Genomic DNA, 12,973 nt, shown 5'->3' on the forward strand with positions numbered 1-12,973 from the left:
GATCAAGCCTCCGTGCCGGCACTACGGCCACGCAACGCGTTCATGATCACCAGGATCGATGAACCGCTCATCGCTGCGGCCGCGATCAGCGGGGTCGCCAGCCCGGCGATGGCGATCGGCACGGCGATGACGTTATAGCCGATTGCCAGCCCAAGGTTCTGCCGCATCAGGCCGACAGCCTTGCGCGAAAAATCGACCGCTTTGAGGACCGGCGACAGATCCTTGCCGAGAAAGACCAGATCGGCCGCCGCCTGGCTCAAATGGGTGGCGCTGATCGGCGACATCGAGACGCTGGCCGCGGCCAGCGAAGGCGCGTCGTTGAGACCATCGCCGACCATCATGACGTGATGGCCCTGGCGCTTGAGTTCCTCGATCCGGGCAATCTTCTCGGCAGGATTGACGCCCGCACGCCAGGTATCGACGCCGAGGGCGGTCGCCGCCTGGCGCACCGCCGGCTCGCGGTCGCCTGACAGGATTTCGACGGCGATGCCGCGCTCACGTAGCCTGGCCACGACTTTGGCGGCATCCTCGCGCAACCGCTGGCGCACCGCGAAGACCTGGTGCACCTCGCCATGGCGGAAGGCGACGACGGAAACCTCAGGGTCGGTTGCGAGCAGCTGGCGCGCCGCCGCTTCGGCATCGCAGAACGCCGGGCTGCCGAGCCGGGCCTCGATGCCATCGACCACGCCGCGCACGCCCCGGCCCGGCTCCTCGACAATGTCCGGCAACGGCAGCTTGGCTCCCGCGGCCTGGGCGACGGCGGCGGCCACCGGGTGATGGCTGGCGAGGGCCAGGCGGCCAGCCAGTGCCACCACGCCATCCGGAATGGCGTCGCGGTTGACCACATCGAGGTCCGGCAGCGTGAGAGTGCCGGTCTTGTCGAAGACGATGGTGTCCACCGCGGCGACCCGCTCGATCGCGTCACCGGAGTTCAGCAGCACGCCGGCCCGGAACATGGCGCCCGCCGCGACGGTCTGCACCGCGGGAATGGCAAGACCGAGCGCGCAGGGACAGGTGATGATCAGCACCGCGATGGCGGTCACCGTCGCGTCGTGCCAGTTGGCGCCGGCCAGCGCCCAGCCCACCAGGGTCATCAGCGCCGTGGCATGAACCACCGGCGCATAGAGCCGCGACGCCCGGTCTGCGAGCCGCACATAGCGCGAGCGGGCCTGCAGGGCGTTGTCGAGCAGGCGGCTGATCTCGTCGAGCAGCGTGCCTTCGGAGGCGGCCGCGACACGCACCCGCAACGTGCCCGACACGTTCAGCGTGCCGGCGTAGACCTGGGTCCCCGGCCCCGCCGCCACATGGGCGGTTTCGCCGGTGATCAGGCTCTGGTCGATCTCGGAGCGGCCCTCGACCACGGAGCCATCGATGGCGCAGCGCTCGCCAGGCCGCAGCAGCACCAGGTCGCCGGCATTGATCGCCGCGACCGGAACTTCGCGAATCTCTTCCGGCGAGACGAACTTGGTCGCGGTCTCCGCCTTCAGAGCGGCAAGATTGCCGGCCACCGCGCGGGTGCGACGGCGCATATTCTGGTCGAGAAAGCGCCCTGCCAACAGGAAGGTCAGCAACATGATCGCCGCGTCGAAATAGGCGTGCTCGGCGTGATTGATGGTTTCCACCACCGACATGCCGAGCGCCAGCACCACGCCGATGCTGATCGGCACGTCCATATTGACGCTGCGCGCCCGCAGCGCCGTGAAGGCCGAGCGGAAGAATGGCTGGCCGGCATAGGCCGCCGCCGGCAGCGCGATCAGCGCCGACAGCCAGTGGAAGAAATCGCGCTGCTCCGGCAGCATGTCGGTGACGTTGCCCGACCAGACCGGGACCGACAACATCATCACGTTCATCGTGGCGAAAGCCGCCACCCCGAGACAACGCAGCAGGAAACGCGTCTGCTGCACCTCGGCAAGCTCGGCGCGCACGGGCTCGTAGGGATAGGCCTTGTAACCGAGCTCGGCGAGACGATCGATCAGGCCGGCCGGGTCCACCGCCCCTGCCCGCCATTCCACTGCGACGCGCCGGTCCGTCAGGTTGACCCGCGCCAGCGTCACGTCAGGCAGCGCGGAGAGGCCACGCTCGATCTTGGTCATGCAGCCGGCGCAGGTGACACCCTCGACCGCGAGGTCGAGATGCGCGAGGCCCGAGCCCATGTCCTTGACGTAATGGGAATAGTCCCGCGTGACCTGCATGGGCCGCCGATTCAGTTGACTTCATTCAGTTCAGGATGACGCGATTCTTCGACAGAAAGACCCGCTTGCCCGCCGCATCTGCTTCCAGCACGAGATCCCACTGACCCGGCGCCACTTCGGCGACGTTGGCGCGATAGATGCCGGCTTCGCGCTCGGCGAGCTCGAGAACCTTGTCCTCGCGCTTGTCGGCGGGGCGCTCCAGCCGTCCGGAAAACGCGACGCCGGCGACCGGTTGCCCGTCGTGGTCGTGCGCCTCGATCCGCAGCGCCGCCATGCCGTCCGGGCGGCGCTCGATCTTCGCATCGACCTTCCAGGCGCGCTGGGCCTGCTCGTGCGCCGCCTTGATTTCGTCCTTGTAGGACAGGCTCGCGGCATAAGCGCTGTCGACCTCGGTGCCCGGCAGCGTACGCACGGCCAGATCCATCATGACGACATTGACGCCGATGACGACGGCGAAGAAGGCGACCGTGGTCACCAGGACGAAGCGTCCGGTGATCGGTTTCGGGGCGCGTTCGGTTTTGCTCATGACGTCGCTCTCACGGGGTGACGAAATTGTCTCGGGCGGTGGCGATCTCGCCGCTACCCACGTCGGTGATGCGGAAGATGACCGGGCTCGACGCATCGAGGCGGATATCCGGCTCGGCGGTCAGCAGCACCCGCAACTCCTCCGTCTGATCCTTGCCGATCACGACGGAGGGCCGGTCCGAACCGTTGCTGTCATTGCCGATCACATGCACTTTCAGCCCGGGAATGCCGTCGACGCCGACCGTCACGGTGCGTTCGGTGCTGTGCTTGTTGAGCAGCCGCACCGTATAGGCATTGCGCACCGCGCCATCGCTGAGCCGGACAGCCACCGGATTGCGGTCATGCAGCACATTGACGTCGAGGAGATGCCGCGTCAGCAGCGCGTACAGCATGACCGCGCCGACGCCGGCAATCAGGGCCACATAGGCGATCGTGCGCGGGCGCACCGGCCGATAGATCTCCGGCTGACCTGCCATCCGGCGCTGGATGTTGATATCGTTGTCATAGCCGATCAGCCGGTTGGGCCGGCCGATCTTCTCCATCACGCTGTCACAGGCGTCGATGCACAGGCCGCACTGGATGCAATCGAGCTGCGGCCCGTTGCGGATGTCGATGCCGGTCGGACACACCGCGATGCACTGGCGGCAGTCGACGCAATCGCCGACCCGCTCGCCCAAAGCGCGCAGCTCCGCGGCCTTCTTCAGCGAGGTGCGCTTCTCGCCGCGGTCATATTTGTAGGTGACGTTGAGCGCCCATTCATCGGTCAGAGCCGCCTGGATGCGCGGCCACGGACACATGTAGACGCAGACCTGCTCGCGCATGAAGCCGGCCAGCACGTAGGTCGTGAAGGTCAGGATGCCGATCCAGATGTAGGCCAGCACCGGCGCCTGGAACGTCAGGAGTTCGCGCACCAGGGTCGGCGCGTCGTCGAAATAGAGAACCCAGGCACCGCCGGTCCACCAGGCAATCATCAACCAGATCGAATGCTTCGCGGTGACCTCGTACATGCGCTGGAGCGTGACGCCGCCATCGGCCGCCTTGGCGGCCTTGCGCATGCGCTCGCGCCGGTCGCCCTCGATGAGACGCTCGACCGCGTAATAGAGGTCCGTCCACACCGTCTGCGGGCAGAGGTAGCCGCACCAGATACGTCCTCCCAGCGCGTTCATCAGGAACAGCGACAGAGAGGCAAGGATCAGCAGGCCGGTAAAATAGTAGACTTCCTGCGGCCACAGCTCGATGAAGAAGAAATAGAACCGGCGGTTGGGCAGATCGATCAGAACGGCCTGATTGGGGGCGCCGATCCCACGATCCCAACGCACGAAGGGCAACAGGTAATATATGCCCAGGCAGACGGCCATCAGCCGCCATTTGATGCTGCGAAATGTGCCGGAAACGCTTTGCGGATAGACCTGCTTGCGCGCCGCATAGAGCGGCGCTTCGGTCGCTTTTTCCAGTTCGCTGGGACGTGTGAGCTTGTTCATCAGAATGTCAGGGGGTCCGGTTCCACGGCTTGTTTGGCGGCTATTTACACCATGTGCTGCGGAATCGAACCCCTTATTGATTCAACTCAACCAAGGAGCATTTTGTTGCACGCCCAGCCCCTGCTCTTACTTGCCGCCGCCCAGCGAGTGGACGTAGACAGCAAGCGCCTTGATGGTCGGCGCATCGAGCCGGCTGGCCCAGCTCGGCATGACGCCACCCCGGCCGTTGGTGATGGTTTCGATCACCGTGGCCTCGTCAGATCCGTAAAGCCAGATCTTGTCGGTCAGGTTCGGCGCGCCGAGCTCCTGATTGCCCTTGCCGTCGGCGCCATGGCAGGCGGCGCAATTGTCCGCAAAGATCTTCTCGCCCTTGGCCTTGTCGTAGCCCTGGCGGGTCGGCAGACCTGACAGCGACCGGACGTAATTGGCGACGGTGACGATCTCATCCGGCTTGAGCACGCCGTCCTTGCCGAAGGCGAGCATGTTGCCTTCATGTGCCTTGGCGTGGCCCGAACGCGCGCCGAACTCGATGGTCTGCATGATCTGTTCGATCTTGCCGCCCCACAGCCAATCGTCGTCGTTCAAGTTGGGGAAACCCTTGGCGCCGGCCGCGCCGGTGCCGTGGCACGGAGCGCAGTTGTCGCCAAACGCCGCCTTGCCGCGCGCCCGGGCCAGCGCCAGCAGCGCCGGGTCCTTCTCGATGTCGCCGACCGGAATGGTCGCCAGAACGGCCATCTTCGCACCGCGCAGCTTCTCCAGATTGGCGAGATCCACCGCAACGCTGGCGCGGGAGGAATAGCCCAGCACGCCCGAGGTGTAACCCGAGATCATCGGCCAGGCCGGGTAGACCACCCAGTAGCCGACGGCCCAGATGATGGTGGCATAAAAGGTCAGCAACCACCACCGCGGCAGCGGCGTGTTGAGTTCCTTGATGCCGTCCCACTCGTGTCCGGTCGTCGACGTGCCGGAGACAGCGTCGATTTCAGTATGATCGCTCATTTCCCCTCACTCCTCGCGCAACGGAAGTTTTGACGCCGCATCGAACGTCGCCTTGTTGCGTGGCCAGAGGGCGTAAGCAACGATGGCGATGAAGATGGCGACGAATAGCGGCGTCCAGACTGTGAGGACGACGTCCGAGGCGATATTCTCAATGTTGACGATTGCCTTCATGTCGCGGTCTCAGCGGAGGTTGGCTTTTTCGTTGTAGAGCTTGAAGTCCACCATCGTGCCGAGCACCTGAAGATAGGCGATCAGCGCGTCAAGCTCCGTCGGATTGCCCGGCTTGCCGTCGAAGTTGCGCGCCACGGCCTTCGGGTAGCGCTTGAGCAGCGCATCCGCATTGTCCGGATCGACCTGGGCCTTCATGTCGGCCTCGGCGTTGGCGATTTCTTCTTCGGTATATGGCACGCCGATCAGGCGCTGGGTTCGCATGTCGTCGGCGATGGCCTTGGTGTCGACCTCGCTGCCGGCCAGGAAGGAGTAGCCCGGCATCACCGACTGCGGCACGATGGCGCGCGGATCCTTCAAGTGGGTGACGTGCCACTCGTCCGAATACTTGCCGCCGACGCGGGCGAGGTCAGGCCCGGTCCGCTTCGACCCCCACTGGAACGGATGGTCGTACATGCTCTCGGCCGCCAGCGAATAGTGCCCGTAGCGCTCCACTTCGTCGCGCAGCGGACGGATCATCTGCGAGTGGCAGAGATAGCAGCCCTCGCGGACATAGATGTTTCGTCCCGCGAGTTCCAGAGGCGTGTAGGGCCGCACACCGTCGACCTTCTCGATGGTGCTCTTGAGGTAAAACAGCGGCCCGATCTCGACCAACCCGCCGATGGCGATGACGACAAGAATGCCGACAATGAGGATGATCGAGTTTTTCTCGAAGACCTGATGACGAGTCCAAAACGACATGTTGTTCGTCCCTTATTCGGCGGGAGACAGCGCGACGCGCGGGGCTTCGGTGGTGGCCACCTCGCCCGCCCGGACCGTCATCCAGAGATTGTAGGCCATGATCAGCGCACCGATCAGGAACAGGGCCCCGCCCGCCGCACGGATCACATAGAAGGGATGCATCGCCTCGACGGTCTCGATGAAGGAGTATTCGAGGAAGCCGAGCGAGGTGTAGGCCCGCCACATCAGCCCCTGCAGGATGCCCGACACCCACATCGCCGAGATGTAGAGGACGATGCCGAGGGTCGCGATCCAGAAGTGCCAGTTGACCAGCTTGAGGCTGTAGAGCCTGCGATTCCAGATCCAGGGCACGAGGCAGTACAGCGCGCCGAACGACACGAAGCCGACCCAGCCGAGCGCACCGGAGTGCACGTGTCCGATGGTCCAGTCGGTGTAGTGGCTGAGCGAGTTGACCACCTTGATGGACATCATCGGGCCTTCGAAGGTCGACATGCCGTAGAAGGCCACCGACACCACCAGCATGCGCAGCACAGGGTCGGTCCGCAGCTTGTCCCAGGCACCCGACAGCGTCATCAGACCGTTGATCATGCCGCCCCAGGACGGCATCCACAGCATGATCGAGAAGGTCATGCCCAGCGTCTGCGCCCAGTCGGGCAGCGCCGTGTAGTGCAGATGGTGGGGACCGGCCCAGATGTAGAGGAAGATCAGCGCCCAGAAGTGGATGATCGACAGGCGGTAGGAATAGACCGGCCGCTCGGCCCGCTTCGGCACGAAGTAGTACATGATGGCCAGGAAGCCGGCGGTCAGGAAGAAGCCGACCGCGTTGTGGCCGTACCACCACTGGAACATGGCATCCTGGACGCCGCCCCAGACGATGTACGACTTGGAGCCGAACACCGACACCGGCACGCTCGGATTGTTGCCGAGATGCAGCACGGCGATGGTGACGATGAAGGCGAAGAAGAACCAGTTCGCCACATAGATATGCGGCTCCTTGCGCTTGATCACCGTGACCAGGAAGACCAGCAGATAAGTCACCCAGACGATGGTCAGCCACAGGTCGGAATACCATTCCGGCTCGGCATATTCCTTGCCTTGCGAGACGCCGAGCAGATAGCCGGTGCCCGCGATCAGGATGAAGAAGTTGTAGCCGAGGACGACGAACCACGGTGCGAGATCGCCCGCGAGGCGCACCCGCGAGGTCTTCTGCACGACGTAGAATGAGCTGGCCAGCAGCACGTTGCCGCCGAAGGCAAAGATCACCGCAGAGGTGTGCAGCGGCCGCATCCGGCCGAAGCTGATCCAGGGAAGATCGAAGTTGAGCAGCGGATAGGCGAGCTGCAGGGCGATGATCAGGCCGACGGTAAAGCCGGCGATGCCCCAGAACATGGCCATGAAGGAGGCGAACTTGATCGGTCCGAAATTGTAGTTCGGCCGGCCGTCGATCTCCTGCGGCGCGAGCCCCGCCCGGTTGAAGTAGCGATTGAAGATGGCCATCACCGCGGCCACGCTCGCCGCCGCCGCCAGATAGGCGTGGAAGGCGAAGGCCGCGTCGCGAGCCTGCGAGGCAGCGTAGATCGAGAGGAGAACCGTCAAGGCGAAGATCAGCGCTAGACTGGTCTCACCGAAAGTCATTCGTTTTGTTTGTGCTTGTGGCTGTATCATAGCGCCCCACTTCGCGGTTGGTCAGCTGCGGCTCATTAATCGCAAATTCGCCCAACTTGGATTGATCGAGATCAAACCGTTCAATCGCCCTGTTCATAGGCGCGTTCGAAGACAGTTTTGGATGAAAAATGCCGCGACAGCGGGCAGATTGCACAGGCAATCGCGCGAATCCGCGCCGCCGTCGGCGCCAAGATGATCACGGATGGCGACGCCGCCGGGCATACGCCCGCCGGCGCACGCGCCGCGAGCATTCATCCCGCCGTCATGGTCTGGGATCGAGGGCCGCCACGCCGAATCAGCGCATCCGGCTATTGGACCTGCTGCAGTGATTCGATGGTCCAGGCGTTGTCGCAGAACTCGTGGAAATGCGTCGGCAGAGTCCCGGCGGCAATCTCACGGTGGCAGCGCCGCTTGTCGCCACAGAACGAGCAGACCCGCTGCATGTCGGCGAGCAGCAGGGGCTGGGTCATGGCGAGGCGCTCCTCGTCGATGCCCAGCATGACGAGCAGCTGGGGCAGTTCGTCCGCCGCGTGGGGCCCCTGCCGCACGAAGGCATCGAGATCCGAGGGGGCGACGCCGAGATCATGGGCGATCTGGGTGAAGGCCCCGCCGTCGTCGTGGGACAGCTCCTCGATCTCGTGCACCGCCCGGCGATGGTCCAGCCACGATCCGAACTTCTCGATCAGCTGGGTGATGGGATGTGAAGCACTGGTCATGTTCTGCCTCGCGTCAGCGCGCCTGTTTATGAAAATATTGACGCAGCTCCGGGGGCCGGACGTTGCGCTGGATCAACCACGCCGGGACTACACCGCGACGCTGAAACGGCCGGTGCGCTGGCGCAGATAGACGTCGAACACCGAGGCGATCACCCGGGCGACGGTGCGGCCCGGCGGCGTCACCACCACGACCGTCCCCTCGATCCGGGCCAACCCGTCGGTCACGAAGGGCCGCAACAATGCGCGCTCTTCGGAGAAGTCCTCCCCCGGCGCCAGCGCCGCGAGATCGGCGCGAAAATGGCAGAGCAGGCTTTCGATGATCCTCGCCCTGGTGCGGTCGCCCGCATCGATCCCGCAGCCGCGCGCGCTCGGCATTATCCCGCTGTTGACCGTTCGCACATAGGTCGGCACGTCGACGATGTTCTGAACATAGCCGTCGCGGAATTCGGAGATGGCCGAGGCGCCGAAGGCAACCAGAATATTGCGGTCGTCATCGGTATAGCCCTGGAAGTTGCGGTGCAGCCGACCTTCCGCCGCCGCCAGGGCGAGCGGGTCCTCGGCCAATGCGAAATGGTCGATGCCGATCTTGACGTAACCGTGCTGCTGGAATTCCTCGGCGATGGTCTGCGCCTGCTCGAAGCGGGCGTCGGCGTCAGGCAGGGTCGTGGCGTCGATGCGGCGCTGGTTGGCCTTGCGCTCCGGCAGATGGGCGTAGCCGTAATGGGCGATGCGGTCGGGGTGCAGGGCGATGACCGTGGCGCAGGTCTTGCGCAATGACTCCACCGTTTGCAGCGGCAGGCCGTAGATCAGATCGAAATTGAGATGGTTGATGCCTGCGGCGCGCAGGGCGGCAACCGCACCCTGCACCACCGACAGCGGCTGCAGCCGGCCAATTGCTGCCTGAACCAGCGGATTGACATCCTGCACGCCGAGACTGGCGCGGTTGACACCAAGAGATGCGAGCGCAGCGGCCAGTTCGGCGGTCACATAGCGCGGATCGAGTTCGATGGCATGTTCGAAGCGGGGCTCGAAATCGAAATACTCGCGCAGCACCGCCACCACGGACGCGAGCCCCTCGCCACCGAGGATGCTCGGCGTGCCGCCGCCCCAATGCAGCCGGGCAACCGGCACCTTGGCCGTGAATTGACTGCCGACCAGGCGAATTTCGCGCTCCAGCGCCTCGCGATAGCCCTCGACCGTGTCCTCGCGATTGGTCTTCTTGGTGTGACAGCCGCAATAGAGGCAGATGTCGCGGCAATATGGAACGTGAAGATAGAGCGAAATCGCTTCGCTGCCATCGAGCTGCGCAAGCCAGCGCCGGTGATCGTCGCTGCCGCTCAGCGGCGCGAATTCGGCCGCTGTCGGATAGGACGTATAGCGCGGAACCTGCAGCGTGGCGAGGCGGCGAACCGCGGCGTCGATCGCCGAGTCATCCCCGTCCGGCGCCAGGACGGGCGCGGCCGAATCCGTTGATGATGCCATTGATCAGAATGTCCTTCGTCGCGGACCGCTGCCGAATGCGCGCGGTTGCGGCGCCGGGCGATTCTCGTGATCCACAAAGATCAGGATCACCGTCAGCATCGTCGAGACGATAGCGACGGCGGCGACGAGGATCAGCGCGATACCGGACATCCGAGGGTCCTCCGAATTACATTTGAAAGCATGCGCTTCGCTCCTCGATGCCACTTTGATCGGGATCAAACTGATGGCCTTTTCCTTCGGAATGAGAGTGCCTTGCGCCGAGACAACCCTCAGCTCTCGATTTCGGCGGCACCCGGTTCATCGGCCCCCTCGTGCGGCACGGCGGAGCCGGCGGCACGGCCCAGAGCCACCTTGTTGATGTGATCGGCGATGCTCGGCTCGCGGGCGATCAGCGTCCTCAGGTCGGTGGCATCCAATACCAGCAGCTTCACCCTGGTCAGTGCGGTGACCGTCGACGACCGCTTGGCCTTTTTCAAGATCGCACGCTCGCCGAAAAAGTGGCCGGCGCCCAGCCGGACCGGCCGGACCCTGCCCTCACGGCCGAGTTCGATTTCGACCTCGCCATCGGCAATGAAGTACATCGAATGAGCTTCCTCGCCGCGCCGGACGATGATGTCGCCGCGCTCGGCCTGGCGCGCCCGCAACAGCTGCATGACATGGGCGATGTCGCCGGCGGTCATGCGGGCGAACAGCGGCACGCGCGCCACCATGCTCCAGGTGACGATGAATTCGCGCTTGTGGATCACCTCGGAGAAGGCCGTGGCGACGATACCGACCGGCAGTGCCACCATGATCAGGCCGCCGACAATGGTCGTCGCCGCGACCATCTTGCCGAGACCGGTCACCGGCACCACGTCGCCATAGCCGATGGTGCTGAGGGTGACGATCGCCCACCACATGGCGTCGGGAATGGTGCCGAACTTCTCGGGCTGCGCCGTCCCCTCGACCACATGCATCATGGCGGCGGAGAGCAGGGTCGTACAGGCGAGGATGACAAGGCAGCCGATCAACGCGCGCCGCTCGCTCCACAAGACGTCGAGCAGAGAGCGCATGCCGGACGAATACCGGGCGAACTTGAACACCCGCAGCACACGCAGGATCACCAGGATGCGCAGGTCGCCAGGGCCGAAATTCGCGATCCACAACGGCGCCAGCGCCAGGAAGTCGATGACGCCATGGGCGCTGAGGATATAGGCCCGCCGCGCGGCGATCGCCGGCAGGTCGCGGTAAGGCAGATGCTCGGGTGCAATCCAGATCCGCAGAATGTATTCGACCGTGAAGGCAACGATGACCACCGCCTCGACGACGGCGAAGGCCAGACCGTAGCTGTCATGCAGACGAGGCACCGTGTCGAAGACGGTCGTGGCGACGCCGGCCAGGATCAGGATCTCGATGCCGCGGCTGACCAGCGGCCCGAGCCAGCCGCTTTGCGGCGTATCCTCCAGAATGTCGTAGAAGCGGCGACGGATTTCATCCGAACCGGCCGGCTCGGCGTCCACAGCGGCCGTGTTGTCCGGCTTCGAAGCCGCAGACTGCCGCGTCATGCCGCCGCCAAGGCCTCCACCCGCTTGAAATCGAGCAGACGCACGCCGCCGGGGACGATGATGATAACCTTGTCGCGCTCCAGGCGGGTGAAGGTCCTGCTCACCGTCTCGATGGTCAGGCCGAGGAAATCGGCGATGTCCTGCCGGCTCATGGGCAGCGGCAGGGTCTTGGACGGCATACCGTGCCGCTCGAGGCGATCGCGCCAGCCGACCAGGAAGGATGCAACCTTCTCGTCCGCCGAACGCCGGCCGAGCAGCAGCATCTGGTCATGCGCGAGGTTGAGGTCGCGATTGGCGAACTCGTTCATGCGGCGCAGGAAGTGCGGCTTGTTTTCCACGTAGCGCTGAAAGGCCGTCCTGGAGAAGCGGCACGCCACTACCGGGGCGACGGCGTCGGCGGAAAAGCTGTAGCGATCGGCAGGACCCATGCCGAGGAAATCGCCGGGCAGAGCGAAACCGACGATCTGACGGCGGCCGTCCGGCAGCAGCTTGTACAGCCGCACCACGCCTTCGTTGATGTTGAAGACGGAGTCGGCGAGTCCGTCCTGAAGGAACAGGGTCGATTTGGGCGCGATATGCACCAGGTGCGAAAGCCGTTCGAAACCGCGCAACTCGGCCTGATCGAGCACTGAGCACAGGCTAAAGGAACGGACCCCGCAGTCGGCACAAGGCTCCTGGCAGGCCTCAATCGGGATGATCGTCCGTTCCATTCTTGCTCCCTTCGGCGGGCCACCTGATGAACCCATGCCAACGCACGGGAATAACATGCATTTTACCCATTGCCGCCACGGCCACTTGATTCAGATCAATTCGGCGAGGGCCCGATTGCCTAGTGTCCCGTCTCCGAATTACCGCTACGTTTGCCTCGCACTCGCACGGTAATTCGGAGACATAGGGACACTAGCAAAATCAAAGTGCTAGTGTGGCTTATGTCTCGCAATTGCCTACGAGAGGGTTGCCGCGAAGGCGGTAGGCAATTGCGAGACGCCACACTAGCATCATGATGATTCTAGTGTGGTTTTGGTCTGACGCGCGAACGAAGAACGCGCTCCAATGCTGAAGCGAGCGTGAGATCCACCGCACTCGGTGACCGCCTTTGGCAAGAATCCCCCTCGGGAGATGTGGACAAATGCGGAAAACCGGCCCGGGTGCGCTCGCCGTTCTGCTGGTGACGGGCATGACTGCCCTGGCGGCCTCCCCGTCCGAGCAGCGTGGCCGGACATTCGCCATCCACAATTGCGCCAATTGCCACTCGATCAGCAAGGTCGGCCCCAGCCCTCTGGCGGTGGCTCCGCCGTTCCGGGATCTCCACCATCGCTATGCGGTCGAAACCCTGTCGGAAGCCTTCGCCGAAGGCATCTATACCGGGCATCCCACCATGCCCGCCTTCCAGCTCGCCCCCGACCAGATCAACGATCTGATGTCGTTTCTCAAGACACTGGAGTGAACGCCTGTCATCG

The 12,973-nt window shown here is 64.3% G+C and carries 14 protein-coding genes; 1 reads left to right on the top strand and 13 read right to left on the bottom strand.

Annotated features, from left to right (window positions below):
• Positions 1 to 2: 2 nt before the first annotated feature.
• The 13 genes from DB459_RS25845 to DB459_RS25905 all read right to left on the bottom strand — a co-directional run bounded on the left by DB459_RS25845 (position 3) and on the right by DB459_RS25905 (position 12,223).
• Positions 3 to 2,192: a heavy metal translocating P-type ATPase gene (locus DB459_RS25845; protein ID WP_253709782.1), complete on the bottom strand. Its 2,190-nt coding sequence runs from the start codon at positions 2,190 to 2,192 to the stop codon at positions 3 to 5.
• 25 nt (positions 2,193 to 2,217) lie between these two features.
• A complete protein-coding gene (locus DB459_RS25850) occupies positions 2,218 to 2,718 on the bottom strand; it encodes a FixH family protein (RefSeq protein ID WP_253709785.1) in 501 nt (166 codons plus the stop codon).
• Between the two features lie 10 nt (positions 2,719 to 2,728).
• Entirely contained in the window at positions 2,729 to 4,198 is a 1,470-nt protein-coding gene (gene ccoG, locus DB459_RS25855) for a cytochrome c oxidase accessory protein CcoG (protein ID WP_253709823.1), read from the bottom strand.
• Positions 4,199 to 4,324: 126 nt separating this feature from the next.
• Positions 4,325 to 5,197, bottom strand: a complete 873-nt coding sequence (ccoP, locus tag DB459_RS25860; RefSeq protein WP_253709826.1) for a cytochrome-c oxidase, cbb3-type subunit III — start codon at positions 5,195 to 5,197, stop codon at positions 4,325 to 4,327.
• 6 nt (positions 5,198 to 5,203) lie between these two features.
• Complete coding sequence (locus DB459_RS25865) at positions 5,204 to 5,368, bottom strand: cbb3-type cytochrome c oxidase subunit 3 (protein ID WP_253709829.1); 165 nt, start codon at positions 5,366 to 5,368, stop codon at positions 5,204 to 5,206.
• A gap of 9 nt (positions 5,369 to 5,377) precedes the next feature.
• Complete coding sequence (gene ccoO / locus DB459_RS25870) at positions 5,378 to 6,106, bottom strand: cytochrome-c oxidase, cbb3-type subunit II (RefSeq protein ID WP_253709832.1); 729 nt, start codon at positions 6,104 to 6,106, stop codon at positions 5,378 to 5,380.
• Positions 6,107 to 6,118: 12 nt separating this feature from the next.
• Entirely contained in the window at positions 6,119 to 7,741 is a 1,623-nt protein-coding gene (gene ccoN, locus DB459_RS25875; protein WP_371926823.1) for a cytochrome-c oxidase, cbb3-type subunit I, read from the bottom strand.
• Between the two features lie 110 nt (positions 7,742 to 7,851).
• Entirely contained in the window at positions 7,852 to 8,022 is a 171-nt protein-coding gene (locus DB459_RS25880) for a hypothetical protein (protein ID WP_253709837.1), read from the bottom strand.
• Positions 8,023 to 8,079: 57 nt separating this feature from the next.
• The gene (locus DB459_RS25885) at positions 8,080 to 8,487 is read right to left on the bottom strand and encodes a hypothetical protein (RefSeq protein ID WP_253709840.1); all 408 of its coding nucleotides are present in this window, start codon (positions 8,485 to 8,487) and stop codon (positions 8,080 to 8,082) included.
• Positions 8,488 to 8,574: 87 nt separating this feature from the next.
• The gene (gene hemN / locus DB459_RS25890; RefSeq protein ID WP_253709842.1) at positions 8,575 to 9,969 is read right to left on the bottom strand and encodes an oxygen-independent coproporphyrinogen III oxidase; all 1,395 of its coding nucleotides are present in this window, start codon (positions 9,967 to 9,969) and stop codon (positions 8,575 to 8,577) included.
• 3 nt (positions 9,970 to 9,972) lie between these two features.
• Entirely contained in the window at positions 9,973 to 10,119 is a 147-nt protein-coding gene (locus DB459_RS25895) for a hypothetical protein (protein WP_253709844.1), read from the bottom strand.
• A 119-nt stretch (positions 10,120 to 10,238) separates the two neighbouring features.
• Complete coding sequence (locus DB459_RS25900; protein WP_253709846.1) at positions 10,239 to 11,513, bottom strand: cyclic nucleotide-gated ion channel; 1,275 nt, start codon at positions 11,511 to 11,513, stop codon at positions 10,239 to 10,241.
• Positions 11,510 to 12,223 (bottom strand): Crp/Fnr family transcriptional regulator, encoded by a 714-nt coding sequence (locus tag DB459_RS25905; protein ID WP_253709849.1) that lies wholly within the window; start codon positions 12,221 to 12,223, stop codon positions 11,510 to 11,512. Before DB459_RS25905 ends, DB459_RS25900 begins: the two co-directional genes overlap by 4 nt.
• A gap of 419 nt (positions 12,224 to 12,642) precedes the next feature.
• On the opposite strand from DB459_RS25905, the gene DB459_RS25910 reads away from it, so the two are divergent.
• A complete protein-coding gene (locus tag DB459_RS25910) occupies positions 12,643 to 12,960 on the top strand; it encodes a cytochrome c (protein WP_253709852.1) in 318 nt (105 codons plus the stop codon).
• Positions 12,961 to 12,973: the final 13 nt, after the last annotated feature.

This window comes from Bradyrhizobium sp. WD16, assembly GCF_024181725.1.
Lineage (GTDB): Bacteria > Pseudomonadota > Alphaproteobacteria > Rhizobiales > Xanthobacteraceae > Bradyrhizobium_A.

What these genes read in the sequence shown, in the direction of transcription:
- DB459_RS25845 (WP_253709782.1), bottom strand. Translation starts at nt 2,192, where the DNA reads ATGCAGGTCACGCGGGACTATTCCCATTACGTCAAGGACATGGGCTCG.
- DB459_RS25850 (WP_253709785.1), bottom strand. Translation starts at nt 2,718, where the DNA reads ATGAGCAAAACCGAACGCGCCCCGAAACCGATCACCGGACGCTTCGTC.
- ccoG (WP_253709823.1), bottom strand. Translation starts at nt 4,198, where the DNA reads ATGAACAAGCTCACACGTCCCAGCGAACTGGAAAAAGCGACCGAAGCG.
- ccoP (WP_253709826.1), bottom strand. Translation starts at nt 5,197, where the DNA reads ATGAGCGATCATACTGAAATCGACGCTGTCTCCGGCACGTCGACGACC.
- DB459_RS25865 (WP_253709829.1), bottom strand. Translation starts at nt 5,368, where the DNA reads ATGAAGGCAATCGTCAACATTGAGAATATCGCCTCGGACGTCGTCCTC.
- ccoO (WP_253709832.1), bottom strand. Translation starts at nt 6,106, where the DNA reads ATGTCGTTTTGGACTCGTCATCAGGTCTTCGAGAAAAACTCGATCATC.
- ccoN (WP_371926823.1), bottom strand. Translation starts at nt 7,741, where the DNA reads ATGACTTTCGGTGAGACCAGTCTAGCGCTGATCTTCGCCTTGACGGTT.
- DB459_RS25880 (WP_253709837.1), bottom strand. Translation starts at nt 8,022, where the DNA reads ATGCTCGCGGCGCGTGCGCCGGCGGGCGTATGCCCGGCGGCGTCGCCA.
- DB459_RS25885 (WP_253709840.1), bottom strand. Translation starts at nt 8,487, where the DNA reads ATGACCAGTGCTTCACATCCCATCACCCAGCTGATCGAGAAGTTCGGA.
- hemN (WP_253709842.1), bottom strand. Translation starts at nt 9,969, where the DNA reads ATGGCATCATCAACGGATTCGGCCGCGCCCGTCCTGGCGCCGGACGGG.
- DB459_RS25895 (WP_253709844.1), bottom strand. Translation starts at nt 10,119, where the DNA reads ATGTCCGGTATCGCGCTGATCCTCGTCGCCGCCGTCGCTATCGTCTCG.
- DB459_RS25900 (WP_253709846.1), bottom strand. Translation starts at nt 11,513, where the DNA reads ATGACGCGGCAGTCTGCGGCTTCGAAGCCGGACAACACGGCCGCTGTG.
- DB459_RS25905 (WP_253709849.1), bottom strand. Translation starts at nt 12,223, where the DNA reads ATGGAACGGACGATCATCCCGATTGAGGCCTGCCAGGAGCCTTGTGCC.
- DB459_RS25910 (WP_253709852.1), top strand. Translation starts at nt 12,643, where the DNA reads ATGCGGAAAACCGGCCCGGGTGCGCTCGCCGTTCTGCTGGTGACGGGC.